General features: G+C 68.6%; 23 protein-coding genes. 10 read left to right on the top strand and 13 right to left on the bottom strand.

Annotated features, from left to right (window positions below):
- Positions 1-217: 217 nt before the first annotated feature.
- From GV015_RS09780 to GV015_RS09755, 6 genes are all read right to left on the bottom strand, one after another.
- Positions 218-1717 (bottom strand): aromatic amino acid lyase, encoded by a 1500-nt coding sequence (locus tag GV015_RS09780; RefSeq protein WP_159878117.1) that lies wholly within the window; start codon positions 1715-1717, stop codon positions 218-220.
- Positions 1718-1916: 199 nt separating this feature from the next.
- On the bottom strand, positions 1917-2672 hold the full coding sequence (locus GV015_RS09775) for an ABC transporter permease (protein ID WP_137242035.1): 756 nt from the start codon (positions 2670-2672) through the stop codon (positions 1917-1919).
- Positions 2672-3583, bottom strand: a complete 912-nt coding sequence (locus GV015_RS09770; RefSeq protein WP_159878116.1) for an ABC transporter ATP-binding protein — start codon at positions 3581-3583, stop codon at positions 2672-2674. Before GV015_RS09770 ends, GV015_RS09775 begins: the two co-directional genes overlap by 1 nt.
- Positions 3580-3891, bottom strand: coding sequence for a transcriptional regulator (locus GV015_RS09765; protein ID WP_079705424.1), 312 nt, complete (start codon positions 3889-3891; stop codon positions 3580-3582). The genes GV015_RS09770 and GV015_RS09765 overlap by 4 nt, the downstream gene beginning before the upstream one ends.
- Before the next feature lie 3 nt (positions 3892-3894).
- On the bottom strand, positions 3895-4557 hold the full coding sequence (locus GV015_RS09760; RefSeq protein WP_124768930.1) for a hypothetical protein: 663 nt from the start codon (positions 4555-4557) through the stop codon (positions 3895-3897).
- A 329-nt stretch (positions 4558-4886) separates the two neighbouring features.
- Positions 4887-6158, bottom strand: a complete 1272-nt coding sequence (locus GV015_RS09755) for an HNH endonuclease signature motif containing protein (RefSeq protein ID WP_159878115.1) — start codon at positions 6156-6158, stop codon at positions 4887-4889.
- Positions 6159-6406: 248 nt separating this feature from the next.
- Between GV015_RS09755 and hrpA the strand changes: the two genes are divergently transcribed.
- Positions 6407-10282 (top strand): ATP-dependent RNA helicase HrpA, encoded by a 3876-nt coding sequence (hrpA, locus tag GV015_RS09750; protein ID WP_159878114.1) that lies wholly within the window; start codon positions 6407-6409, stop codon positions 10280-10282.
- A gap of 66 nt (positions 10283-10348) precedes the next feature.
- On the opposite strand, the gene GV015_RS09745 is transcribed toward hrpA, so the two are convergent.
- Positions 10349-11200 carry a sulfurtransferase gene (locus tag GV015_RS09745; protein WP_159878113.1) on the bottom strand — a complete coding sequence of 284 codons (852 nt, stop codon included), beginning with the start codon at positions 11198-11200 and terminating at the stop codon, positions 10349-10351.
- A 208-nt stretch (positions 11201-11408) separates the two neighbouring features.
- Between GV015_RS09745 and GV015_RS09740 the strand changes: the two genes are divergently transcribed.
- The 3 genes from GV015_RS09740 (at position 11409) to GV015_RS09730 (ending at position 12852) form a co-directional block, all read left to right on the top strand.
- Complete coding sequence (locus GV015_RS09740; RefSeq protein WP_371416583.1) at positions 11409-12032, top strand: flavin reductase; 624 nt, start codon at positions 11409-11411, stop codon at positions 12030-12032.
- Between the two features lie 95 nt (positions 12033-12127).
- On the top strand, positions 12128-12508 hold the full coding sequence (locus GV015_RS09735; protein ID WP_079705419.1) for a DoxX family membrane protein: 381 nt from the start codon (positions 12128-12130) through the stop codon (positions 12506-12508).
- A gap of 128 nt (positions 12509-12636) precedes the next feature.
- Complete coding sequence (locus tag GV015_RS09730) at positions 12637-12852, top strand: hypothetical protein (RefSeq protein WP_079705418.1); 216 nt, start codon at positions 12637-12639, stop codon at positions 12850-12852.
- 88 nt (positions 12853-12940) lie between these two features.
- On the opposite strand, the gene nrdF is transcribed toward GV015_RS09730, so the two are convergent.
- The 4 genes from nrdF to nrdH form a co-directional block, all read right to left on the bottom strand.
- Positions 12941-13915 carry a class 1b ribonucleoside-diphosphate reductase subunit beta gene (gene nrdF / locus GV015_RS09725; protein ID WP_056007612.1) on the bottom strand — a complete coding sequence of 325 codons (975 nt, stop codon included), beginning with the start codon at positions 13913-13915 and terminating at the stop codon, positions 12941-12943.
- A 222-nt stretch (positions 13916-14137) separates the two neighbouring features.
- The gene (gene nrdE / locus GV015_RS09720) at positions 14138-16243 is read right to left on the bottom strand and encodes a class 1b ribonucleoside-diphosphate reductase subunit alpha (protein WP_079706251.1); all 2106 of its coding nucleotides are present in this window, start codon (positions 16241-16243) and stop codon (positions 14138-14140) included.
- Positions 16244-16266: 23 nt separating this feature from the next.
- Positions 16267-16680, bottom strand: coding sequence for a class Ib ribonucleoside-diphosphate reductase assembly flavoprotein NrdI (nrdI, locus tag GV015_RS09715; RefSeq protein WP_064296523.1), 414 nt, complete (start codon positions 16678-16680; stop codon positions 16267-16269).
- Between the two features lie 84 nt (positions 16681-16764).
- The gene (nrdH, locus tag GV015_RS09710; protein WP_056007615.1) at positions 16765-16998 is read right to left on the bottom strand and encodes a glutaredoxin-like protein NrdH; all 234 of its coding nucleotides are present in this window, start codon (positions 16996-16998) and stop codon (positions 16765-16767) included.
- 353 nt (positions 16999-17351) lie between these two features.
- Here nrdH and GV015_RS09705 point away from each other — a divergent pair, with 353 nt between their 5' ends.
- Positions 17352-18560 (top strand): MFS transporter, encoded by a 1209-nt coding sequence (locus GV015_RS09705; protein ID WP_086474343.1) that lies wholly within the window; start codon positions 17352-17354, stop codon positions 18558-18560.
- Positions 18561-18571: 11 nt separating this feature from the next.
- Here the strand turns inward: GV015_RS09705 and GV015_RS09700 are convergent, their stop codons facing one another.
- On the bottom strand, positions 18572-19138 hold the full coding sequence (locus GV015_RS09700) for an NADPH-dependent FMN reductase (protein WP_159878112.1): 567 nt from the start codon (positions 19136-19138) through the stop codon (positions 18572-18574).
- A 48-nt stretch (positions 19139-19186) separates the two neighbouring features.
- Between GV015_RS09700 and GV015_RS09695 the strand changes: the two genes are divergently transcribed.
- The 4 genes from GV015_RS09695 to GV015_RS09680 all read left to right on the top strand — a co-directional run bounded on the left by GV015_RS09695 (position 19187) and on the right by GV015_RS09680 (position 23150).
- Positions 19187-20038, top strand: coding sequence for an aldo/keto reductase (locus GV015_RS09695; protein WP_159878111.1), 852 nt, complete (start codon positions 19187-19189; stop codon positions 20036-20038).
- Positions 20039-20060: 22 nt separating this feature from the next.
- Positions 20061-20909: an alpha/beta fold hydrolase gene (locus GV015_RS09690; protein WP_159878110.1), complete on the top strand. Its 849-nt coding sequence runs from the start codon at positions 20061-20063 to the stop codon at positions 20907-20909.
- Between the two features lie 139 nt (positions 20910-21048).
- Entirely contained in the window at positions 21049-21963 is a 915-nt protein-coding gene (locus GV015_RS09685; protein ID WP_159878109.1) for a DUF4349 domain-containing protein, read from the top strand.
- Positions 21960-23150 (top strand): acyl-CoA dehydrogenase family protein, encoded by a 1191-nt coding sequence (locus tag GV015_RS09680; RefSeq protein WP_159878108.1) that lies wholly within the window; start codon positions 21960-21962, stop codon positions 23148-23150. Before GV015_RS09685 ends, GV015_RS09680 begins: the two co-directional genes overlap by 4 nt.
- Before the next feature lie 50 nt (positions 23151-23200).
- Here the strand turns inward: GV015_RS09680 and GV015_RS09675 are convergent, their stop codons facing one another.
- Complete coding sequence (locus GV015_RS09675; RefSeq protein ID WP_064296530.1) at positions 23201-23479, bottom strand: metal-sensitive transcriptional regulator; 279 nt, start codon at positions 23477-23479, stop codon at positions 23201-23203.
- Between the two features lie 83 nt (positions 23480-23562).
- Between GV015_RS09675 and GV015_RS09670 the strand changes: the two genes are divergently transcribed.
- The gene (locus GV015_RS09670) at positions 23563-24840 is read left to right on the top strand and encodes a DUF445 domain-containing protein (protein WP_159878106.1); all 1278 of its coding nucleotides are present in this window, start codon (positions 23563-23565) and stop codon (positions 24838-24840) included.
- Positions 24841-24842: the final 2 nt, after the last annotated feature.

Genomic DNA, 24842 nt, shown 5'->3' with positions numbered 1-24842 from the left:
GCTGGACCGATGCCTCTTCTCTGCACGGCTGTTCGTGACAGGTCGTCTTCCAAGGGTCGTCGCCGCCGCGGTCGGTGGCTCGCTGAACGTCTCTCGGTCGGTGGTCCGAACCTACCGGAGGGCACTGACATCGCCCACCCCCTCGACACGTGTCGAAATACATGGCATGCGACGACGTGGGTGCGCCCGCGCACGTTCGCCGGCCGGCCGCCGTCGCTCAGGATCGGTCGACGCCCAACGCGGCGAGCGCCGCCGTGACGAGCTGCTGACCGTGCAGCTCCTGCTCGATCGCCGACCGGAGGCCGGCGTGGGCGACGGAGAACCCGACCGACCATCCGTCGTGCTCCGCCGGGCCGAGCGCGTCCGCCGCGACGACCGCCTCGACCGCCAGCACGTCCGCGAGGAGGGCGGTCGAGCGTTCCAGCAGTCGCAGCGAGGTCCCGGCGAAGGAGGCCGGGTCGTCCGAGTCCTCGTCCGGCACGCCGGCGGTGACGACCGGGGTCGCGAGCACGCGCAGTTCAGCGACGAGGTCCGCCGCCGACTGACCGAGCCGACCCGGTACGAGCCCGTGCCCGGTCCCCCGCGGGTCGACCCCGCCTCCGGCGATGCGTCCGAGCCGTCGCTCGGCGGCAGCAGCGGTGTGCGCGATGGCCGCGCGCAGCCCGTCGAAGGCGCGGGCGAGCCGGGCGCCATGCAGCAACCCGCCGGTCCTCAGGACACCCGATGCCTGATCGACGAGTGGATCCTCCGAGGCCGTTCCGAGCGTCGCTTCCACGAGCTGGACGGCCGCCGTGACCTCGTCCGCGAGGGCACCGTTGATCTGCGGGGTCGCGCGGAGCCGCAGTCCGTCCAGGTCCCGTCCGCCGCGCGCACCCCGCGGGCCGACCGGCGTCGCCAACAACTCGGAGATCCGCTCGCCGCTGGCCCGGGTACCCGCCGACGGGCTACCGGCGAGGACCCTCGCGTCGAACGCCGGTCCTCGCCCGCCGAGCCCGGACCGCGCAGCGGCCCGCGACGAGAGCGCGCTCGTGGTGTCCGCCAGTCGGCTGAGCGCGCCGAGCCGGTGGAGTGCGAGCGCACCGACGCCGAGGGAGTAGGCGTTGTGGTGGACGAACGCCAAGCCCTCGTGCACAGCGAGGTCGAGCGGTGCGAGCCCGACCCGCGACAGAGCGACCTGGGCGGAGAGCCGCTCACCCGCGAGGACCGCCTCCCCCTGCCCGATCACGAGCGTCGCGACGGACGCCAGGTGGGTCTCGTCGCCGTCGCCGAGGGAGCCGACGGACGGGATCACCGGGGTCACCCCACGGTTGAGGAGCTCCGCGACGAACACGGCCGTCTCGAGGCGGATCCCGGATGCGCCACGGGTCCATCCGGCGAGCCGGGCGGCGACCACCGCCCGAGCACGGTCCACCGAGAGCGGCAGTCCGATGCCGCCACGGCGGTCATGGACGACACGCTCCTCCACCGCCGAGGCATCGAGCGTCGCGGTGCGCGGAGCAGCTCGTCCCCCGGCGGGACCAGGGATCCGTGGACCCTGGGACCGAGGGCCCGGCGCACCGACTCCGATCGGCGTCGTCTGCCGGTCGACGACGGCCCGGCCGGCGCCGATGCGGTCGAGCGCCGGGGTGTCGAGGACGACGATGGCGTCGTCGCGGGACACGGCCACGAGGTCGTCGACCGAGATCGGGCCGATGCCGAACACGACCGGGGCTCCCATCAGTGCGCGCCCGTCGATCGGTCGGCGGCGTTCGTCTGGTCTGCGCTGTTGGACACGGTTCGCTCCATCCGCTCGTCATGGGCCGTGGTCCGGCCGGGATGGACGTCAGCGTACGAGCGCCTGGCGGCCGGTGCACGGTGTGTGTCGACGTGTGACAGCACACGGGGACGGTCGGTGCTCGGCGAGGTGTCCGTCGACCTCAGCGGTAGCGGCGGCCCTCGTCGCGGCGGTAGAGAGCGAGGACCACGACGGTCAGGACGAGGGTCCAGGCCAGGACGCCGACCCACGACCACCACGGCAACTCGCCACCCTGGACCGCCCAGACGACGAGCTCCCGGGTCTGGCGGCTCGGGAGGAACATCGACAGCCGGTCGAGCCACGGGGCGAAGAGGAACGGTGGGATGAACAGTCCGCCGGCGAAGGCCAGTGAGAACATGACCACCTGCACCACCGCGATCGCGGCCTTGCTGGGGAGGGCGTACCCGATCGCGGTGCCCAGGAGCATGAACGGCAGGGCACCCACCAGGAGCGCCACGATGCCACCGAGCAGCCCTGTCGGAGTCGTGGTGGCGGCGGTCAGGAGCGCACCGAGCACGACGACCGGTATGACGGCCGCGAACCCGAGGAGACCGACCGAGCACAGGTGCGAGAGGACACGGGCGACACCCGTCACCGGAAGGGTGCGGAGGTACGGATCCCACGCCTGCTCCCTCGCCTGGGCGATGGTCAGGCCGAAGCCGAACAGGGAGTTGGCGAGCACCGCGAAGACGATGAGGGAGATGACGGCCTGGGTCGCGATGACGGGATCGCCGGCGACCTGCGCCTGCGGGACGACGAAGAACAGCAGCGAGAGCGCGGGGAAGACGAGCGAGCCGATCAGCGCGATCGGGACGCGCACGGTCTCGAGCAGGGAGTACCGCGCGTGCAGGGCGGTGAGCTGGAGTGTGGTGGCCATCAGGCGGCGCTCCGTTCGACGTCCGCCCGGGCGTCCGCGGTGAGGGTCAGGAACGCTTCCTCGAGGGTCGCGCCGCGCACGGCGAGATCGGTGAACGGGACCTCGGACCGGACGAGATCGCGCACGAATGCATCGGCGTCGCGGACGTCCAGTTCGACGGCGTCACCGTCACGACTCGCCTGGACGATTCCGGCGAGCCGCTCCACCGCTCCGGGGTCGGTGGTCCGGAGCCGCACCCGGTGGATGCCGACGAGCCCGAGCACGTCGCGCAGTGGGGCATCGGTGATGACCCGTCCATCCCCCAGCACCACGACGCGCTCGGCGAGCGCTTCGATCTCCTCGAGGTAGTGACTGGTGAGGACGATCGTCGCCCCGAGCTCGTGTTGCCGGCGGATCGCGTCCCAGAGGGTCCGGCGGGCGTCGACGTCGAGGCCCGTCGTCGGCTCGTCGAGGAGCACGAGACGCGGTCTGCCGACGAACGCGAGTGCGACCGCGAGGCGGCGCTGCTGGCCGCCCGAGAGCGAGCCCGTCTGGCGTCGGAGGAGGTCGCCGAAACCGAACTGCTCCGCCAGGGCGGCCGTCGGCACGCGGTCTGCGAAGTGCCGTCCGACGAAGTCGACGACCTCTCCCACCCGGAGCGTGGGCGGCAGTGCCGTCTCCTGCGGTGTCGATCCGAGCCTGGTGCGGTTGACCGCTTGGGCGGGATCGCCGCCGAAGAGCGTCACCGTGCCGGTCGTCGGACGTCGGGTGCCCTGCAGCAGGGACAGCACGGTGGACTTGCCGGCGCCGTTGGGCCCGAGGAGCCCGACGAGCGAACCCGGCTCGATACTGAGGTCGACGTCGTGCAGCGCGGTCACGTCGCCGTAGCGTCGTGTCACGCCCTCGAGGGTGGCCAGTGATGTGATCGTCATGATGTCCCCGTTCCCGACGCGCCGCCGAGCATCGCTCGGAGGCCGGTCATGTAGTCCTCGAACGCGCGGCGCCCGAGCGTGGTGAGTTCCAGGTAGGTGACCGGGGTGCGTCCCCGGTGGGTCTTCGTGACGAGGACGTAGGCGCCGTCCTCGAGTTTCCGCAGGTGTGTGGACAGGTTCCCGGCGGTCATGTCGAGCATCTCCTGCAGGCGGGGGAACGACATGCTGCTGTCCGCATCGATCGCCGCGAGCGTCGACATGATGCGCAGGCGGGCCTGGGCATGGATGAGGGGGTCGAGTTCCTCCATCGGTCACGCCGCCGATCGGTGGGCACGCCGACGGCGGGTCGCCTCGAGGAAGGTCGCGTACACGAGGAACCCACCTCCGCCGGCGATGGCCATGATGAGCGCGTTGCCAGGCGAGCCGAAGAACGGCGCGGCCATGCCGACCACGATGATCCAGATGCCCATGCCGTACATGAGGCGGTCGCGCCAGACTGCTCCACCTGCGAGGTACAGCAGACCGACCACGAGGCTGTAGATGGCCGGGTAGAAGATGGCGGCGAGTGCGGGCGCCATCCCGGCAGCGAACAGAGCGCCGCCGAACACCGCCGCTGCCGTGCACCCGATCGCCCAGGCGATGCCGTACATGGTCCCCTGCACCTGCTGTGCTCCCTGGATCCCGCGAGACACGCGGGAGCCGATGATCGACGACGAGACGATGCCGCCAACCATCAGGATCCCGAAGAGCCACCCGGCGACCGCCGGCGGGGTGGTGAACCAGGGGTTCTCGTCGCTCGCGGACCAGAGCGCGAGGAACCCGACGGTCCACGCGACACCCCAGATGTACACGATCGCGATGGTGGGCCTCGTGAAGATGTCGTCGACACGGCTCGCCTGTCGCTCCTGCAGAGCGAGCATGGCGGCCGGGTCGAGCGCATCCGAGCCGTCGGTGGGTTCCATCGGTGAAGTCATATCTACTTTGTAACGCAAACCACTCTGCGAAGCAACCCTGTTTGCCATACAGCGTTCAGACCTGCCCGCTTCACGCCGAGGTGCCACAGCCCGACTGCCCTTCGACAGGCTCAGGGACCGGGTTCATCCGGCCGCCCCTCTCCCACCCACCCTTCGACAAGCTCAGGGACCGAATCACCTTCAGTGAACCTCTCCCGGTCACTGAGCCTGTCGAAGTGCGGCACAGCTCGGGGACCGAAGCGGTGCGACAGACTTCTCCCGCTCACTGAGCTTGTCGAAGTGCCCACGAGGACCCACCCCCCTTCGACAGGCTCAGGGACCGGAACTGGTCAGAACGGTGCGGGATCGGGTTCGGTCCGATGGTGTTTCCCGTCAGATGTCGTCCACTTGAGAACCCCGCCCGGTTTGTGGTCGAGGTTCCATCCGGGCAGATGCTTCATCCGGTGATGATGTCGGCAGAGGCAGGCGAGATTGCCGACATCCGTGGTGCCGCCGTCTTCCCAGGCGACGGAATGATCGAGGTCGCAGGCCCTGGCTCGTCTGCCGCAACCGGGTGCGCGACAGGTGCCGTCTCGCAGGCGGACCGCGCGTTGCAGGTCGGCTGGGACCCGGTACTGGTTGCGTCCGACGGAGAGGACCGCGCCGGTTTCGGGTTGGACGAGGATCCGGGTGAAGCTGGGTGCGTTCACCGCGATACGGGCTGCGGTCTCCGGATCGATGGGGCCGTAGCCGTCGAGGGTGGCCGGGGCGTCGGAGACGCCGGCCATGCTCAGCGCCGGAGCCGTGATCTGCACCGTTGGCTTGATGTGCTCCTGCACTTCGATCGGGTGCGGGAGGACCGGGTTCGACATGACATCTTCCGGGGTCACGCCGGTGAGCGCGAGCGCCGCCAAGGCGTCCGCCTGCAGCTGGGCGCAGGTGCGAGTGTCGCCACCTGCGCGCGACTCCGCCGCCCCGGCCTCGACGCGCTCCATGATGCCCTGGGCGATCGGTGCCGTGGTGAAGAGGTGCACCCATGCCATACCGTCGGCGGCCGGTTCGAACTCAACGCGGCGGTCTGCCTCAGAGCGGGTTGCGCGCGCGGTGATCGATTCGGGGTGCAGGCGCTCCCGGAGCACGCGGGCGCTCGTGCGGAGGCCAGCGACAGTGGTGCGCTCGGCGACGACGAGAACCTCGTCCAGGAACACCGCCCACCCAGCGGTCGGGACGTCGCAAAGCTGGTCGGTGATCACCTGCGCATGCCGCGCCGAGATCCGGCCTGCCTCCAGTGATTCGAGCACGGCCGGTGCGTCGTTCACGAGACGCTCGGCGTCGTTGGTCGCCCGCTGGATCGTCCGCTCCGGTATCCGGGTCGCCATCGCGAGAGCCGCACAGGTCGACCGACGGGACAGCGCCTGACGCTCGGCCGGCGGGAAGATCGCCGGGACCGTGACGTCCGCGAACGCGTCCGCATAGGCGGCGGAGCGGGCCAGCAGACGCGCCTTCCGTGCGTCCAAGACGGCCTGCTGCCGGTGGATCTCAGTCCACTCGTCCGAGAACTCCGCCAGCTGCGCTGCGTATTCGTCGCCGACGCGGATCGCGGCTGGCGTGGTCTCGGTCATGGAACAAGTCCACCATGGACCACTGACATTCCAGATGCCGAGTCGGTTCGGTTATGGGAGTGTCCTCGTATGCCCTTCGACAGGCTCAGGGACCGGGGGAACAGCGCCGGATTCGTGAGGTTCGTCGTATCCCCTTCGACAGGCTCGGGGACCGAAGGAGGTTGCTCAGGGACCGGAGGAAGGGTTCGCCGGATCGGGAGGCCCGGAGCGGCAGCACACCGCGTCCAGCCCGATACGATGGAGGGCTGATGTCCGACCTCCGAATCTCCTACCCGCCCGAGCTGCCGGTCAGTGCCGCCCGCGCGGACATCGCGCGTGCCATCAGCGAGCACCAGGTCGTCATCGTCGCGGGAGCGACCGGTTCCGGCAAGACCACTCAGCTACCGAAGATCTGCCTCGAGCTCGGTCGCGAATCCATCGGGCACACGCAGCCCCGACGACTGGCCGCGCGCACGATCGCCGAACGCATCTCGGAGGAACTCGGCCAGGAGCTCGGTGGCGTCGTCGGCTACCAGGTCCGCTTCACCGATCAGGCGTCGAAGGCGACGAAGATCAAGCTGATGACCGACGGCATCCTGCTGAACGAGATCCACCGCGACCGGATGCTGCGCAAGTACGACACGATCATCATCGACGAGGCACACGAGCGCAGCCTCAACATCGACTTCCTGCTCGGCTACCTCAAGCAGCTCCTCCCCCAGCGCCCCGACCTCAAGGTCATCATCACGTCCGCGACGATCGACCCGGAGAGCTTCTCGAAGCACTTCGACGGAGCGCCCATCGTCGAGGTCTCCGGCCGCACGTACCCGGTCGAGATCCGCTACCGGCCGCTCGTGGCCGACGAGCCCACCGACGACGACGAGGACGCCCCGGAGTCCGAAGCCGCCGACCGCGACTACCTCGAAGGCATCAACGCCGCCCTCGACGAGCTGGCGCGCGAGTCGATGGGCGACGTCCTCGTCTTCCTGTCCGGTGAGACGGAGATCCGCGACGCAGCCGACGCCATCCGCGGCCGCAACCTGCCCGGCACCGAGGTGCTGCCGCTCTACGGCCGGCTCTCCTCCGCCGACCAGCACCGCGTGTTCCAGCCATCGACCGTGGCAGGCCTCCGCCGGCGCATCATCCTCGCGACGAACGTGGCCGAGACGAGCCTGACGGTGCCCGGCATCAAGTACGTGATCGACGCCGGAACCGCCCGCATCTCGCGCTACAGCGTGCGCTCCAAGGTGCAGCGGCTCCCCATCGAGGCGATCTCGCAGGCGTCGGCGAACCAGCGTTCGGGTCGGTCCGGCCGTACGAGCGACGGCATCGCCATCCGCCTCTACTCGGAGGACGACTTCGCGAAGCGCCCGGAGTTCACCGAACCGGAGATCCTCCGCACGAACCTCGCCGCGGTGATCCTCCAGATGATCTCCCTCGGCCTCGGCGACATCGCCGCCTTCCCCTTCCTCCAACCGCCGGACGCCCGCGGTATCAAGGACGGCGTCGATCTGCTGTCCGAACTCGGCGCGATCGAGACGCGCACCTTCGCCGACGGCTCACCTCGCGGCGGCGGTCCACGTCTCACGCGGGTTGGGCGCGACCTCAGCCGCCTGCCGATCGATCCGCGGTTCGCGCGCATGGTCGTGGAGTCGAAGCAGCACGGGGTGTCGCGGGAGGTGCTCGCGATCGTCGCGGCGCTCACCATCCAGGACCCACGCGAACGACCGCTCGAGCACCGGCAGAAGGCCGACGAACTGCACCGCCGGTTCGTCGACCCCACGAGCGACTTCCTCGCCCTCCTGAACCTCTGGAACTACCTCGAGGAGAAACAGGACGAACTGTCGTCGAGCGCGTTCCGTCGGCTCTGCAAGAACGAGTTCCTCAACTACCTCCGCGTCCGCGAGTGGCACGACGTCTACCGCCAGCTGCGCCAGCTCGCGAAGCCCCTCGGCCTGACGATCAACGAGCCGGCGGTGAACCCCGACGGCATCCACAAGTCGCTCCTCGCGGGGCTCCTCTCCCACATCGGGCTGAAGGATCAGACCGTCGCTCCGGTCGTGAAGGGCCGGAACGCTCCACCGGCGACGAAGACCGCGAAGAAGGGCGACTACATCGGCGCCCGCCAGACGCGCTTCGTCCTCTTCCCCGGGTCCGCGCTCGCGAAGAAGCAGCCGAACGCCGTGATGAGCGCGGAGCTCGTGGAGACGAGTCGGCTGTTCGCCCGGACCAACGCCTCGATCGACCCGGCGTGGGCGGAGCAGATCGCCGGCGACCTCTGCAAGCGGTCGTACAGCGAGCCGCACTGGGAGAAGAACCAGGGCTCCGCCGTCGCCTTCGAGAAGGTGACCCTCTTCGGCGTGCCGATCGTGCCGCGCCGCCGGGTGCAGTTCGGTCGCATCGACCAGGAACAGGCCCGTGAACTGTTCCTGCGACACGCGCTCGTCGACGGCGAGTGGACCCACGACATCGGTCGCGACAAGCTGTTCGACTTCCACCGCGCGAACCGACGACTGCGCAAGGAGCTGAGTGAGCTCGAGGAGCGGACGCGACGCCGCGACATCCTCTTCGACGACGAAGCCGTCTTCGACTTCTACGACGCCCGCGTCCCTGCCGAGATCTCGACGACGCGGGGCTTCGAGTCCTGGTGGCGCAAGACGCGCGTCGACCAGCCCGAGCTGCTCACGATGCGCCAGGAGGACCTCCTCCCCGAGGACTCTCCGGCGGTGGATGAGGACCGCTTCCCCGCCGAGTGGGTGCAGGCCGACCAGCGGTTGAAGCTCAGCTACCGTTTCGAGCCCGGAAGCGACGACGACGGCGTGACGGTCATCGTCCCGCTCGCCCTGCTCGACCGGCTCTCGCCCGCGGGCTTCGACTGGCAGGTCCCCGGTCTCCGTCGGGACCTCATCACGGCGATGATCAAAGCGCTCCCGAAAGCCCTGCGTCGGAACATCGTGCCTGCGGCCGACTGGGCGGCGAAGCTACTCGCCGAGCTCCCCGCCGACGTCCCGGCGGTCGCCCCCGGCAGTCCGGCCGCCGAGGACTCGTTCGCCACCCGTCTCGCGAACGCGATCAAGCGGCTCTCCTACATGGACATCACCGCCTCGGACTTCGAGATGGAACGCGTCCCCGAGCACCTGCTCGTGACCTTCCGGGTCATCGACGAGCGCGGCCGGACGCTCGCCAGCGGCAAGGACCTCGTCGAGCTGCAGCAGCGCCTCAAGCAGCGAACGCGGGCGAGCGTCGCCAAGGTCGCGGCTGCCAGAGCGCCCAACGCCATCGAGCGCTCCGGGTTCACCAGGTGGGACTTCGACGACCTCCCCCGCTTCATCGACATCCGCCAGGAGGACGGCGTGATCCGCGGCTACCCCGCGATCGTCGACGACGGCACGAGCGTGTCGATCCGGATCATGAGCACGGAGGCCGACCAGGCCCGCGCCATGCCCGCGGGGGTGCGCCGTCTCCTCCTGCTCGCGATCCCGTCCCCGACGGCGTATGTGCAGCAGCACCTCAAGGCCAACGAGAAGCTCGCGCTCGCGACGAGCCCCTACCGGTCGACGCCGGCGTTGTTCGAGGACTGCCTCGCCGCCTGCATCGACGATGTTCTGTTCCGTGTGGTGCCCGACGGACAGGTGTTCTCCCGACTGCAGTACGAGACGCTGCGCGACCGCGTGTCCGCCTCGGTCATGGACCGGATGTTCCAGACGGTCGCCATCGTCGCCCGCATCCTGCAGGCCGCGCGCGACACGGAGAAGGCCATGAAGGCGGCGACGAGCATGACGCTGCTCGCGGCGCTCACCGACATGCGGGGCCAGCTCGACGGGCTCGTCTTCCCCGGCTTCGTCTCCCGGACGGGCTCCGCACGGCTCGAACATCTGCCCCGCTACCTCGTCGGCATCCGCTACCGTGCCGAGCGGCTGACGGACAACCCGAACCGCGACCGCGTGTGGATGACGGAGGCGCAGACGGCGTCGGCACGGTTCGAGGCCGCCGGCGGCACGATCCCACTGCCCGCCGAGGCTCCGGAGCACCTCGTGAAGGCCCGGTGGATGCTCGAGGAGCTTCGGATCAGCCTGTTCGCCCAGCAGCTGGGCACGGCCGAGTCGGTGTCGTTGCAGCGCCTGCAGAAGGTCCTCGCGGGCTAGCGATCCCCGGTCCCTGAGCTTGTCGAAGGGCGCATCTCGACGAGCTCGTTGTCCGGAGTCGGCGATTCAGGCGTCCGGTCCCGTCGCCACCGGACGCTCCGGGTGGTTCGCCCACTCGCTCCACGACCCCGGGTACAGCACCGGTTCGAAGCCGGCCAGGGTGAGTGCGACCGCGTTGTGCCCCGCGGTCACCCCGCTGCCGCAGTAGGTCGCGACCGTCGCGTCCGCAGGCACGCCCGCGGCGAGGAACTGCTCGCGGAGGGTCTCAGGCGACAGGAATCGGCCGTCGGCGCCGACGTTGGCGGTCGTCGGCGTGCTGAGCGCTCCGGGGATGTGACCGGCCCGAGGGTCGATCGGTTCGACCTCGCCCCGGTACCGTTCGCCCGCGCGCGCGTCGAGCAGCACCCGTCCCTCGCCTGCCCACGTCGCGGCGGTGTCGATGTCGATGGTCGGCAGGACACCCGTCGTCAGCGTGACCGTCCCGGGTTCCGGGACGACCTGGCCGCGCTCCACGGGCAATCCGGCGTCCGTCCACGCCCGGAACGCGCCGTCGAGGATGCGGACGTCCGCGATGCCGGCGTTCCGCAGCACCCACCAGGCGCGTGCCGCCGACAGGCTCTTGAGATCGTCGTAGACCACGACGACGTCGCCGTCGTCGATGCCCCACGATCGCGCGGACGCCTGGAGCGCCTCGCGATCGGGCAGGGGGTGACGGCCTCGGACGGCCGGTTCTCCGGTCGGCACGTGGTCGGCCAGCTCATGGTCGAGGTCGACGTACACCGCGCCGGGCAGGTGCCCCTCGAGATAGGCGGGCCGTCCGTCCGGCGCGTCGAGTCGCCACCGCACGTCGAGGACGCGCACCGGCGTCTCGGAGGCGATCAAGGCGGCGAGGTCGTCCGGGGCGATGAGGATGGGCATGCGTCCAGCGTACGCACGCGAGGTCGACGGGACCTGCGCCCGACCACTCGGTCGCCGTCACACCGGGTAACAGAGTTGCAGCTCCGGCCGGATGAGCGAAACGTAGCCTGTGCAGCGTCCACCGAATCGGCGTTGCAGCAGTCGTCCACAGTCGTTCGAAGGATCCCCCGTGAGCTCAGTCCACCCGGCAGCCGCCTCCGTGACCACCTTGCCGTCTCCCGTCGACGGTGGCGAGGTCGCCCCCGGTTTCGCCTCCCTGTCCCCCGACGACTTCAAAGCGGCGTTCCGTCAGCACCCGGCCGGCGTCTCGGTCATCACCGCGGACGACGGCAGCGGGCCGGTGGGACTCACCGCCACCTCGGTCTTCTCCGTCAGTGCGGAACCGCCGCTCCTCGTCTTCTCCGTGTCGTCGCTGTCCTCGAGCGCGCCGACCATCACCGCGTCCGACACGGTCGTGGTCCACCTTCTGGGTTCCGAGCAGCTGCACATCGCGAAGCTCTGCGCGACGAGTGGGATCGACCGTTTCGCCGACACCTCCATCTGGGACCGCCTGCCGACGGGCGAGCCGTACTTCACGGGCAACGGCGTCTGGATCCGCGGACGCATCGTGAACCGCATGGAGGCGGGCACCTCGACGGTCATCGCGGTGCACGCACTGGAGTCGAGTGTCTCGCAGCCACAACCGGTCGAGGAGCCGGTCCGTGCCGAGCCTGCCGCCGAGGCGCCCGCTCCCGCCGCCCCGACGTTCAGCCCCAGCTTCGACGGCGCGCCGCTCGTCTACCACAACCGCACCTGGCACCGTCTCGACGCGAACTCGCAGATCGACGGCTGAGCGGCCTGCTGCTGGACATCTGTGCACTCCAACCCGCCGTCGGTCCACCGATCTCCGGATAGCGTGGTGACATCACCATCGTCGAGAGGACCCTCATGGCTGGATCGAAAGCCCGCACCGCCGCACGTCTGCTGCTCGGAGGCGCACTCGTGTTCGCCGGCATCAGCCACCTGACCTTCGCTCGGAAGGACTTCCAGGCGCAGGTGCCGGAATGGGTGCCGATCGACGAGGACACCACCGTGCTCGCCTCGGGCGTCGTCGAGATCGCGCTGGGTGCGGCACTCGCCTCAGGCGTCAAGCGGACGGCTGTCGGCAACCTCGCTGCGGCGTTCTTCACGGCGATCTTCCCGGGCAACCTCTCCCAATGGCTCAACCGCCGCGACGCCTTCGGCCTCGACACGGACAGCCGTCGGTTCACCCGGCTCTTCTTCCAGCCCGTGCTCATCGCCTGGGCCCTCTGGTCCACCCGCCGCTGAGCACCCGCCGTCGCTGAGTCGTCCGAATCTGCGCGTTTCCTCGTCGGATTCGAACATCCTCGGGCGAGTCAGCGACGCACGGCGGATCGCCAGGTAGGGTCGAGGACACCAGAGCCACAGGGAGAACGATGCTGACGACCGATGCGACCATGGACGAGCTGCTCGTCGCCGAATCCGTCGAGACGCCGAGCGCCGGACGCAACGGTGTCGTGAGTCTCGTCTCACTCGTCGTCATCCTCACGATCGTGGTCACCGCGATCGCGGCGCTCTTCCTCCCGGTCGTCCAGGGCGCGACGGCGTTCTTCTACTTCTTCCTGGCCGGCTTCGGCGGCCTCGGCGGCTGACGCCGCTACACGTTGGACGCCTGAGGGCCGGATGGAATCGTGGATTCCATCCGGCCCTCAGGCGTTCAGCGCAGCGACTGCACGGCGACTAGAAGTCCCAGTCCTCGTCTTCCGTGACCACGGCCTTGCCGATCACGTAGGAGGAGCCGGAGCCCGAGAAGAAGTCGTGGTTCTCGTCGGCGTTCGGGGAGAGCGCCGACAGGATCGCCGGGTTCACGTCCGTGACCGTCTTCGGGAACATGGCCTCGTAGCCGAGGTTCATGAGCGCCTTGTTGGCGTTGTAGTGCAGGAACTTCTTCACGTCCTCGGTGAGACCGACCTCGTCGTAGAGGTCCTGCGTGTACTGCACCTCGTTGTCGTAGAGCTCGTAGAGCAGCGAGAACGTGTAGTCCTTGACGTCGTCGCGCTCAGCCTGCGTCAGCTTCTCGAGTCCCTTCTGGAACTTGTAGCCGATGTAGTACCCGTGCACGGCCTCGTCGCGGATGATCAGGCGGATCATGTCGGCCGTGTTGGTGAGCTTCGCGCGGCTCGACCAGTGCATGGGCAGGTAGAAGCCCGAGTAGAAGAGGAACGACTCGAGGAGGGTCGAGGCGGCCTTCCGCTTCAGCGGGTCGTCACCGTGGTAGCGGTCGAGGACGATGGACGCCTTCTTCTGCAGGTTCGGGTTCTCGACCGACCAGCGGAACGCCTCGTCGATCTCCTTCGTGCTGCTGAGCGTGGAGAAGATCGAGGAGTAGCTCTTCGCGTGCACCGACTCCATGAACGCGATGTTCGTGTAGACGGCCTCCTCGTGCGGGGTGATCGCATCGGGGATGAGGGCGACGGCGCCGACGGTGCCCTGGATCGTGTCGAGGAGCGTGAGGCCCGTGAACACGCGCATGGTGAGCTGCTGCTCCTGCGGCGTCAGGGTGTTCCACGACTGGACGTCGTTCGACAGCGGGATCTTCTCGGGCAGCCAGAAGTTGTTGACGAGGCGGTTCCAGACCTCGACGTCCTTCTCATCCTCGATCTTGTTCCAGTTGATCGCCTGGACGCGGTCGACCAGCTTGAGCTTCTCTGACATGAATTGGTGTCCTCTATCGGGAAGTGGGGTTGGCCCTTCGACAGGCTCAGGGACCGGTGATGCTGATGGCCCTCGACGGACCGGTGATACTCGTGGCCCTCGACGGACCGGTGATGCTGATGCCCTTCGACAGGCTCAGGGACCGGGGTCGGGCTCAGTGACCGGGACCGGAATCCCGGTCACTGAGCCTGTCGAAGTGCGGATGACGAAGCGCGAAGCTCCTTAGAGCATGCAGCTGACGCAGCCGTCGACTTCCGTGCCCTCGAGCGCGAGCTGGCGGAGACGGATGTAGTAGATGGTCTTGATGCCCTTCTTCCACGCGTAGATCTGCGCCTTGTTGATGTCGCGCGTGGTGGCGGTGTCCTTGAAGAACAGCGTCAGCGACAGACCCTGGTCGACGTGCTGCGTCGCCGCGGCGTACGTGTCGATGATCTTCTCGGCACCGATCTCGTAGGCGTCCTCGTAGTACTCCAGGTTGTCGTTCGTCATGAACGGAGCCGGGTAGTACACGCGACCGAGCTTGCCTTCCTTGCGGATCTCGATCTTCGACGCGATCGGGTGGATCGACGACGTGGAGTTGTTGATGTAGGAGATCGAACCGGTCGGCGGGACGGCCTGGAGGTTCTGGTTGTAGATGCCGTACTCCTGGATGGACGCCTTGAGGGCCGTCCAGTCCGCCTGCGTCGGGATCTGCACGCCGGCCTGCTCGAAGAGCTCGCGGCCACGAGCCGTCTCGGGCTCCCAGACCTGGTCGATGTACTTGTCGAAGAACTCACCCGACGCGTACTGCGAGTCGGCGAAACCGTCGAAGGTCTCCCCGCGCTCCTTGGCGATGAGGTTCGAGGCACGCAGCGCGTGGAACACCACCGTGTAGAAGTAGATGTTCGTGAAGTCGATGCCCTCGGGGCTGCCGTAGTGCACGCGCTCGCGGGCGAGGTAGCCGTGGAGGTTCATCTGGCCGAGGCCGATGGCGTGCGACTTGTCGTTGCCGTCCTCGATCGAACGCACCGAGGAGATGTGGCTCTGGTCGGACACGGAGGTGAGGCCGCGGATGGCGGTCTCGACCGTGCGACCGAAGTCGGGCGAGTCCATCGTGAGCGCGATGTTCAGCGAGCCGAGGTTGCAGGAGATGTCCTTGCCGATCTCCTTGTACGAGAGGTCCTCGTTGTAGGTGGTCGGCGTGTTGACCTGGAGGATCTCCGAGCAGAGGTTCGACATGTTGATCCGGCCCTTGATGGGGTTCGCCTTGTTCACCGTGTCTTCGAACACGATGTACGGGTAGCCGGACTCGAACTGGATCTCCGCGATGGTCTGGAAGAACTCGCGGGCGTTGATCTTCGTCTTCTTGATGCGGGAGTCGTCGACCATCTCGTGGTACTTCTCGCTCACCGAGATGTCGCCGAAGGGCACACCGTAGACGCGCTCGACGTCGTACGGGGAGAACAGGTACATGTCCTCGCCCTTCTTCGCGAGGTCGAAGGTGATGTCGGGGACGACGACGCCGAGGGACAGCGTCTTGATCCGGATCTTCTCGTCGGCGTTCTCACGCTTGGTGTCGAGGAAGCGCAGGATGTCGGGGTGGTGTGCGTTGAGGTATACCGCGCCGGCGCCCTGACGCGCGCCGAGCTGGTTCGCGTAGCTGAAGGAGTCCTCGAGGAGCTTCATCACGGGGATGATGCCGCTCGACTGGTTCTCGATCTGCTTGATCGGTGCACCGGACTCACGGATGTTCGACAGCGAGAGCGCCACGCCGCCGCCACGCTTCGAGAGCTGGAGCGCGGAGTTGATGCCACGGGCGATCGACTCCATGTTGTCCTCGATGCGGAGGAGGAAGCAGGAGACGAGCTCGCCGCGCTGGGCCTTGCCCGAGTTGAGGAAGGTGGGCGTCGCCGGCTGGAACCGACCCGCGATGATCTCCTCGACGAGCGCGACCGCGAGCTGCTGGTCGCCGTCGGCGAGACCGAGGGCGGTCATGACGACGCGGTCCTCGAACCGCTCGAGGTAGCGCTTGCCGTCGAAGGTCTTCAGCGTGTACGAGGTGTAGTACTTGAACGCGCCGAGGAAGGTCTGGAAGCGGAACTTCTTCGAGTAGGCCAGGTCGTTGAGCTCCTGGATGAAGTCGAACGAGTACTTGTCGAGCACTGCCTGCTCGTAGTACTCCTTCTCGACGAGGTAGTCGAGCCGTTCCTTCAGCGAGTGGAAGAAGACGGTGTTCTGGTTGACGTGCTGGAGGAAGTACTCCCGCGCGGCCTCACGGTCCTTGTCGAACTGGATCTCGCCGTTCGGGCCGTAGAGGTTGAGCATCGCGTTGAGCGAGTGGTAGTCCATCTGGCTCGTCGACGGTGCGTCGATCACTGAAACTGGCGCTGCTGCCAAAATGATTCCAATCCATTGTGGACGGTGGTGACATCGTCCTGGGTTCCGAAGAGTTCGAAGCGGTACAGATGCGGGACCTTGCATTTGCTGGCGATCACGTCGCCGGCAAGGCCATAGGCCTCGCCGAAGTTCGTGTTGCCGGCGGCGATGACCCCGCGGATCAGGGAACGGTTGGCCTCCACGTTGAGGAACCGGATCACCTGTTTGGGCACCGCTCCGTCGCCGTTGCCCCCGCCGTAGGTGGGGGTCACGAGGACGTAGGGTGCCGTGGCGTGCACGGCTTCGTCTTTCGCATACAGCGGGATCTGCAACGAGGGCAGGTCGAGCTTCTGCATGAAGCGATGCGTGTTGCCGGAAATGCTGGAGAAGTAGATCAGCCGTGGTTGCACGGGTGGCCTCCTCGTCGACGTCCGGACGGTCGGATGGTGCGGTGCTGCTGGAGCCGGCTCATGATGACGCCTGCGACCGAGGGCTCAAGCCAGACGTGCGGCGAGCTCTTCGATCTTGTCGGGACGGAAGCCCGACCAGTGGTCTTCCTCGGTGATGACGACCGGTGCCTGCAGGTAGCCGAGGGCCTTGACCTGCTCGAGTGCGTTCTCGTCGACCGAGAGGTCGAGGATGTTGTACTCGATGCCCTTGTTGTCGAGTGCGCGGTACGTCGCGGTGCACTGCACGCAACTGGGCTTCGTGTAGACCGTGATTGCCATAGCTCTTCGTGCCTTCCCCTCAAAATCTGGTGATTCCCACGGCGTCCTGCGCCGGGGTTCCAATACTACATATAGATGGCGGTCTTCAGGTCGACCACAAGGGCTAGTAGTTACAGCCCTGTAGTTTTCCACCGGGTTCTCCACCGTTTCGGGCGAGTTATCCACCGGTTCTCCACTGGGTACAACGCTCGTGGGCGACGCGAAAATCCCGGATTGACGGCCTTTTCTCCCCCGTCTGAGGGATATCTATCCACAGGCGAGATTCTCCTCCGCACCTCCGACATCCGTTGTCGGTTTGGGCGTGTCGCGGGCGTGTCGCGCGTGTCGGAACCGGTCCCTAGACTGGTGTCCTTGTGAGCAGCTACCGTGACCTTCTTCGTACCCCCGGCGTCGCCCGGATCATCGCGGCGCAGCTCACCGCACGCTTCCCGTTCGGGATGCTCTCGCTGGCCTTCCTGCTCCACATCGAGCAGGTCACCGGGTCCTATGGGGCCGCCGGGCTCGTCCTGGCCGCGACGAGCATCGGGCAGGCGATCGCCGGGCCTCTCACGAGTCGGTGGATGGGCGTCTGGGGCATCCGCAAGGTGCTCCTCCTCACCCTCGCGGTCTGTGCCGTCTCCGTCACGACCATCGCCCTCGTCACCATGACCGTCCCCGCCTACATGGCGGTCGGATTCGTCGCCGGGCTGAGCACGCCGCCCGTCCAGCCCGCGGTCCGCACCATCTACCCGAAGCTCGTCACCTCCCAGCAGCTCACCCCGCTGTTCTCCCTCGACGCCTCGGCCCAGGAGATCATCTGGGTGCTCGGGCCCGTCGTGACCACCTTCGTGTCCACCCAGGTCGGCACGGTCTGGGGCATCGCCCTGGCGGCGGTGATCATGGTCGTCGGCTGCCTGTGGTTCATCTCCTCACCGGAGGTCGGGCGCGTCCGCATCCCGAGGAGCCGTCGCAAACTCGGACAGGTGCTCAAGCGCCCGCCGGTCCTCCTCGCCACCGTCGTCGGCTTCCTCCTCATCGGCGCCTGTTCGGCCGTCGAGGCGGGCGTCGTCGCGACCTTCGGGCACGACGGCCTCGAGGCCGGTATCGTCCTTGCGATCTTCTCGGTCGGCTCGCTGGCCGGCGGCCTCGCCCTCGGACACACCCCGATCGGTCCCTACGCGCTGGCGCGCCGCATCTTCATCGTCTTCGCCGGACTCGCCGTCGCGAGCCTCTTCCTCAACGCCTGGTGGCTGTCGGTCACCCTCTTCGTCGCCGGCATCGGCATCGCTCCGGCCCTCGCCGTGCTGTTCGCCATCGTCTCGGCGAGCGTGAAGTTCAGCGACACGGCCGAGGCCTACGGCTGGGTCGGCACCGGCCAGCTCATCGGTGCCGCGATGGGGTCGGCGGCGGCCGGCTTCCTCATCGACGGCTCCGGAGCGGTCGGCGCGTTCTGGGTCGCCGGCGTGTTCGCGCTGTTCGGCTTCGTCATCCCGTGGATCGGTCACCGGTGGCACCCCGACCTCCGCGGCCGCGATGCGAGCCCGATCCCCGACACCGAGCCGATCAACACCCACCCGTCCTGAGCCGCCCCGCTTCAGTCGGCGGCACGCAGCGGCGCGAGGGCCCCGTCGAGTGCGGCCAGTTCGCCCAGCAGCATCGGGAGCATGGTCGTCTGGCGGTCGTTGGGCGTGAACACCCCGTCGGCGATCTGCCGTGAGACGTAAGGGATCTCCACGTTCGCACCGGTACTGACGAGGCCGAGTGCCTGCAGGACAGGTCGAAGCGCGACGACACCGCGGGTTCCGCCCGACAGCCCGCCGTAGCTGACGATCCCGACCGGCTTCCGCGCCCACTCGTGCATGAGGTAGTCGAGCGCGTTCTTGAGGGCGGGCGCGTAGCTGTAGTTGTACTCGGGCGTCACGAACACGAAGGCGTCCGTCCGATCGACCCGCTCGCTCCAGGCGATCGTGTGCGGGTGGACGTAGGCGCGCTTCCGCGGGTGCGCGGGCTCGTCCATGAACGGCAACGCCAGCTCCCGGAGATCGACCGCGTCGACGGTGAACCGCTCGTCCGCCTCGGCCACACCCGCGACCCAGTCGGCGACGGCACCGCCCACCCGCTCCGGACGGACGCTCCCGGTGACGATCATGAGTTGCGGCATGGGCTCCCTTTCGACGGTGACGGTGGCCCTGTCGAGGATACTGGTGCCATGGCAGACAGCACCCCGACCGTCCTCCTCAACGACGGGCACACGATCCCCCAGCTCGGCTTCGGCGTCTACAAGGTCCCGGACCTCGCCAGCACCGAGATCGTGCGGACGGCGCTGGAGGTCGGGTACCGCCATATCGACACCGCCTCGCTGTACGGCAACGAGCGCGGCACCGGCGTCGCGATCCGCGAGTCGGGAATCCCCCGCGACGAGCTCTTCGTCACGACGAAGGTCTGGAACACCGATCAGGGGTACGAGGAGACGCTGCGCGCGTTCGACACGAGCCTCGACCTCCTCGGCCTCGACCACGTCGACCTGTACCTCATCCACTGGCCGGCCCCGCGCCAGGACCGGTACCGCGAGACCTGGCGCGCGCTCGAGCGGTTGCGGGCCGAGGGACGAACCCGCTCCATCGGCGTCTCGAACTTCCACCGCAGCCATCTCGAACGGCTCCTGGAGTCGGCGGAGGTCACCCCGGCCGTCAACCAGATCGAACTCCACCCGTTCCTCCCCCAGCGGGAGTTGCGCGCCGTCAACGCGGCACACGGCATCGCGACCGAGGCCTGGTCACCACTCGCCCGCGGCCGCTTCTTCACGCCCGCCGCGGACGGATCCGACGCCACCTCCGACCTCGGGGCCATCGCGCAGAAGCACGGGCGCACGGTCGCGCAGGTGGTGCTGCGCTGGCACCTGCAGCTCGGCAACATCGTCATCCCCAAGTCGGCCACACCGGCGCGGATCTCGGAGAACTTCGCGGTGTTCGACTTCACCCTCGACACCGACGACCTGGCCGCCATCTCGGCGCTCGAGAACGGCGAGCGCACCGGCACCGACCCGGACCGGCTCGACTGACGCGAGACCGTAGGCTGAACGCATGACCGAGCCCGTCGTCGACACCGCTTCCAGCCTCGCCGCCCGCACGATCACGCCCGTGGAGCTCCCACGTCACCGCTGGGGTCGCCACGACGCGCCGACTCGGGCGCTCGTGGTCCACGGACTCGGCAGCAACGGTCCGAGCACCTGGCGCATCTGCGTAGCCCTGGCCGATCGCGGGTGGCACGTGGAGGCGGTCGACCTCCGCGGCCACGGCGTCGCCCCTCGTGCGTTGGACTACCGGGTCGAGGCCTACGCCGCCGATCTGCTGGCCACCAGGCCGACCCCCGTGCCCGGCGTCGGGCACGCCGCGTGGGACCTCGTCGTCGGGCACTCGCTCGGAGGCGCCGCCACGGCGGTCGCCGCCGCAGCCGATCCCCGATGGGCGGCGGCGGTCGTGCTGCTCGACCCCGCCATCGCGCTCGACGACCACGACGCCGAGATCATCCGGGCCAGCCAGGAGGCCGCCTTCGCCGACAACACGATCGCATCCGTCCGCGCGAAGAACCCCGAGTGGCACCCGCTCGACGTGGAGATCAAGGTCCAGGCGGTGTCCGAGGCGAGCCGGTGGGCGATCGAACAGACGAGCGAACAGAACCATCCGTGGGACGTCCGCCCCGCAGCGGCCGCTCTGCGCAACCCGACCTTCGTGATCGCCTCCGACCCTGAGGTGTACAGCCTCTTCCGCGGCGCGCTCGCCGCCGAGGTCCTCGCCAACCGCCAGGTCAGCCTGACGATCATCCAGGGCGCCGGTCACAACGTGCACCGGGACCGCCCGGCGGAGACCACGAAGGCCATCGGCGATTGGGCCGAGCTGCAACTCGAACAGCGGTCGCGTCGCGAGACCTGATCACGACTCGCTTCCCACGGTCCCTGCACCTCCGCGGTACAGCGGCTCCCTCGGGTGATGCGCGTCGCGAGACCTGATCGTGACCCGCTTCCCAGGGTCCCTGCACCTCCGCGGCGTGGTGGCTCCCTAGGGTGATGCCATGACGCGCTCAGCAGTGACCCGCACCACCACCGTGTTCGTCTCCGCCGTCCTCGTCGGGCTCGTCCTCTCGGGCTGCTCGGCCGGGTCGAGCACCGAGGCCGGCAGCGACTCGCGAGCTGCGATGCCCGCGCCCGGCCAGGTCGCCGACGACGCGCAGGTCGGCGTCGACGGCGCCGCCTCCCCCGACCTCACGCAACAGCAGGTGGTCACGACCGGTTCACTCACCGTCACCGCTGACGACCCGATCAGCACCGCGACGGACGCCACCCGGATCGTCACCGAGGCGGGCGGGCGCGTCGACAGCCGCGACGAGACTCCGGGCACCTCCGACCAGGCCGCGCAGGCGACCCTGACGGTCCGCATCCCCGCCGACGACTTCGACGACGTGCTCGCGCAGCTGCAGGCGCTCGGCACGGTGAACAACCTCTCCGTGTCCGCGGTGGACGTCACGGCACAGGCCGCCGACCTCGACGCGCGGGTCACCGCCCTCCAGGCCTCGGTCGACCGACTGCTCGGACTCATGGCGGCTTCGACCACGACGGCCGACCTCCTCGCCGCCGAGACCAGCCTGTCCCAGCGGCAGGCGGAACTGGACGGGCTCGTCGCCCAGCGCGACGCGCTCGCCGATCAGGTCGACTTCTCCTCCGTGTTCGTGAGCTTCGTGGCCCCAGGCGTGGTCGCGCCGGGTGTGCCCACCGACTTCTGGGGCGGCGTGGTCGCCGGGTGGAACGCGCTCGTCGCCGCCGCCTCGGGACTGGTCGTCGTGGTCGGCGTCCTGGTGCCGTGGCTGCTCCCCCTCGCAGTCGTCGCCGCGGTCGTGGTGCTCCTCGTCAGGTCGGGCCGTCGGCGCGCTGCTCGCCGCTCGCAGACACCTGCCACCTCGGCCGGGCCCGATGCGACAATGGACCGGTGACCGCTCAATCGCAGCACCACCCGTCCGATCGATCGTTCGACCCCGCCTCGATCCTCAGTGACGGGCTCGTCGAGCGCATCCGCGAACGTGCCGCCGTGGCGGACCGTGAGAACGCCTTCTTCGACGAGGACCTCGCGGAGCTGCGAGCGTGCGGCTATCTCCGGGCGTTCGTCCCCGGGGAGTTCGGCGGCCTCGGCCTCGGCCTGAGCGAGGTCACGCTGCTCCAGTCCCGGCTCGCCACCGCCGCCCCGGCGACCGCCCTCGCGATCAACATGCACCTCGTGTGGACGGGGGTCGCGCGACTGCTCTACGCCCGAGGAGACGACTCGCTCCGCTTCGTCCTCGAGGGAGCTGCCGGGGACGAGCTCTACGCGTTCGGGGTCAGCGAAGCGGGCAACGACCTCGTGCTCTTCGGATCCGACACCGAAGCCCGTCCGGGCCCCGACGGTTCCTATCGGTTCCACGGCCGGAAGATCTTCACCTCGCTGTCGCCCGCGTGGACCTGGCTGGGGACGACCGGGCTCGACACGACCTCGGCCGACGGTCCGAAGGTCGTCTACGGCTTCATCGATCGCTCACGCGGCGGTTTCGAGATCCTCGACGACTGGGACACCGTCGGGATGCGCGCCAGCCAGAGCAGGACGACCCTGCTCCAGGGGGCCGAGTCGACGGCGGAGCACATCGTCCGACGCCTCGATCCCGGGCCCAACCCGGACCCCATCGTCTTCGGGATCTTCGCCTGCTTCGAGACCCTCATCGCCGCCGTGTACACGGGCATCGGCGAACGCGCCCTCCGACTCGCGGTCGAGACCGCCCACCGGAAGACGTCGAAGAAGGCCGGAGGTGCGAGCTACGCGGCGGACCCCGACATCCGCCGTCGGATAGCCTCGGCCGCCATTGCGTACGACGGCATGCTGCCACAGCTCGCCGGCATCGCCCGGGACCTCGACGACGGGGTCGACCATGGCGCGCTCTGGTTCCCGAAACTCGTCGGGCTCAAGGTCCGCGCGACGGAGACCGCCCGCGAGGTCGTCGATCAGGCGATCCGGGTCGCCGGCGGCGGCAGCTACTTCGCCGCGAGCGAATTGGGCCGGCTGTACCGCGACGTCCTCGCCGGGATGTTCCATCCCTCCGACGACGAGTCCGCCCACGCCACGGTCGCGAACGCCTGGCTCGGGCCCGCGTGACGGCTCTGCTCGGGCCCGCGTGACGGCTCGGGCCGGCCTGACGGCCCGGCTCAGCCGCGGTTGTTGCTGAGCTCGAAGATCCGCAGGAGCTCGCCGACCGCGGCGTCCTTGCTGTCCCCGCCCTCCTCGAACATCTGCGTGACGTGCGTCAGCAGGTGGTTCTCGACGAGCAGCTTGTTGAGGGACCCCAGCGACTTCTGGATGGCGAGCGACTGCGTGATGATGTCCATGCAGTAGTCCTCGTTCTCGATCATCTTCTCGAGGCCACGCATCTGGCCCTCGAGGATCTTCGTCCGGTGCAGGGCCCGCTTCTTGATGTCTTCGATCACCGGCTCAGGGTACCACCAGGGGGTACGGTGTCCTCCTGCTCCATCGGACCGGAGGACACGGGCGACGAGCCTAGGATGGGCGGATGACGAGCTCCCCCACACTCGAACTCACCGCTGCCGACGCGGACCGCGCGCGAGCCCTGCGCTCGATGAAGCGCCTGGCCACCGGACTGCTCCTCGTCATGGCGGTCATCTTCGCCGTCGCGTTCGCACTCGAGGGACGCTACCCGTGGTTGGCGTACGTCAGGGCCGCTGCGGAAGGCGGCATGGTCGGGGCGCTCGCGGACTGGTTCGCCGTCACCGCCCTCTTCCGGCACCCGCTCGGCATCCCGATCCCCCACACGGCGATCATCCCGAAGCGCAAGGACGAGATCGGCGTCAGCCTCGGCGAGTTCGTGGAGACCAACTTCCTCTCCGAGGAGGTCGTGCGGCAGAAGCTCGCGTCCGTCTCCGTCTCGGAGAAGCTCGGCGGATGGTTGTCCGAGCCCGCGAACGCCGAGCGGGTCACCGCCGAGGGGTCCATCGCGGTGCGGGGTCTGCTGGAGACGCTGTCCGACGACGACGTCCGCGAAGTCATCGAGGCGTTGGCGTCCAAACACCTCATCGACCCGCAGTGGGCCCCGAACATCGGCCGTTGGGTCGAGCACATCGTCGGCGTCGGCGCGCACCACGACGCGGTCGACCTCCTCCTCGACCGCACGGGTGAATGGCTGAGCACGAATCCGAAGGCGTTCGAACGCCTGGTCTCGAGCCGTCTGCCGACCTGGGTGCCGTCCTTCGTCGACAGGCTGGTGGACGACAAGCTCTACCGGGAGGCCGTGTCCTTCGTCCAGGCCGTCCGCGCGGACCCCGACCACCAGCTCCGTCATGCCCTCGACGGCTACCTCGGCGAGCTCGCGGAGCAACTGCAGCACGACGACGCGACCATCACCCGCTTCGAGAACGCCAAGCACGAGGTCATCGACAGTCCTCGTGTCCGGGAGGTCGCCGGTAAGACCTGGGCGGCCGCGAAGAGCGCGTTCCTCGAGGCACTCGACGCCCCCGACAGCGACCTCCGCGTGCGGATCGCCGGCACCATCGCGGACTTCGGCCGGCGACTGTCGACCGACCGGGCGTTCTCCACCCGCGTCGACACCCGCGTCGCGGACGCCCTGTCCTACGTCGTCACCCGCTACCGGCACGACATCGCGAGCATCATCACCGAGACCGTCGAGCGTTGGGACGCCCGGGAGACGACCCAGAAGATCGAGCTGCTCGTGGGACGCGACCTGCAGTTCATCCGCTTGAACGGCACCATCGTCGGCGCGCTCGCCGGCCTCGCGATCTTCACGGTCGCGCAGGCGGTCCTCCGCGCGTTCTGACG

It is taken from the genome of Plantibacter sp. T3 (assembly GCF_902506515.1).
In the GTDB taxonomy this organism is placed as follows: Bacteria; Actinomycetota; Actinomycetes; order Actinomycetales; family Microbacteriaceae; genus Plantibacter; species Plantibacter auratus.
The sequence above is the reverse complement of the archived record's forward strand: the minus strand, read 5'-3'. Positions and strand labels throughout refer to the sequence as shown.

Excerpts from the sequence above, each read along its gene's own strand:
- GV015_RS09780 (WP_159878117.1), bottom strand. The coding sequence starts at position 1,717 with ATGGGAGCCCCGGTCGTGTTCGGCATCGGCCCGATCTCGGTCGACGAC.
- GV015_RS09775 (WP_137242035.1), bottom strand. The coding sequence starts at position 2,672 with ATGGCCACCACACTCCAGCTCACCGCCCTGCACGCGCGGTACTCCCTG.
- GV015_RS09770 (WP_159878116.1), bottom strand. The coding sequence starts at position 3,583 with ATGACGATCACATCACTGGCCACCCTCGAGGGCGTGACACGACGCTAC.
- GV015_RS09765 (WP_079705424.1), bottom strand. The coding sequence starts at position 3,891 with ATGGAGGAACTCGACCCCCTCATCCATGCCCAGGCCCGCCTGCGCATC.
- GV015_RS09760 (WP_124768930.1), bottom strand. The coding sequence starts at position 4,557 with ATGACTTCACCGATGGAACCCACCGACGGCTCGGATGCGCTCGACCCG.
- GV015_RS09755 (WP_159878115.1), bottom strand. The coding sequence starts at position 6,158 with ATGACCGAGACCACGCCAGCCGCGATCCGCGTCGGCGACGAATACGCA.
- hrpA (WP_159878114.1), top strand. The coding sequence starts at position 6,407 with ATGTCCGACCTCCGAATCTCCTACCCGCCCGAGCTGCCGGTCAGTGCC.
- GV015_RS09745 (WP_159878113.1), bottom strand. The coding sequence starts at position 11,200 with ATGCCCATCCTCATCGCCCCGGACGACCTCGCCGCCTTGATCGCCTCC.
- GV015_RS09735 (WP_079705419.1), top strand. The coding sequence starts at position 12,128 with ATGGCTGGATCGAAAGCCCGCACCGCCGCACGTCTGCTGCTCGGAGGC.
- GV015_RS09730 (WP_079705418.1), top strand. The coding sequence starts at position 12,637 with ATGCTGACGACCGATGCGACCATGGACGAGCTGCTCGTCGCCGAATCC.
- nrdF (WP_056007612.1), bottom strand. The coding sequence starts at position 13,915 with ATGTCAGAGAAGCTCAAGCTGGTCGACCGCGTCCAGGCGATCAACTGG.
- nrdE (WP_079706251.1), bottom strand. The coding sequence starts at position 16,243 with ATGGACTACCACTCGCTCAACGCGATGCTCAACCTCTACGGCCCGAAC.
- nrdH (WP_056007615.1), bottom strand. The coding sequence starts at position 16,998 with ATGGCAATCACGGTCTACACGAAGCCCAGTTGCGTGCAGTGCACCGCG.
- GV015_RS09700 (WP_159878112.1), bottom strand. The coding sequence starts at position 19,138 with ATGCCGCAACTCATGATCGTCACCGGGAGCGTCCGTCCGGAGCGGGTG.
- GV015_RS09695 (WP_159878111.1), top strand. The coding sequence starts at position 19,187 with ATGGCAGACAGCACCCCGACCGTCCTCCTCAACGACGGGCACACGATC.
- GV015_RS09690 (WP_159878110.1), top strand. The coding sequence starts at position 20,061 with ATGACCGAGCCCGTCGTCGACACCGCTTCCAGCCTCGCCGCCCGCACG.
- GV015_RS09685 (WP_159878109.1), top strand. The coding sequence starts at position 21,049 with ATGACGCGCTCAGCAGTGACCCGCACCACCACCGTGTTCGTCTCCGCC.
- GV015_RS09670 (WP_159878106.1), top strand. The coding sequence starts at position 23,563 with ATGACGAGCTCCCCCACACTCGAACTCACCGCTGCCGACGCGGACCGC.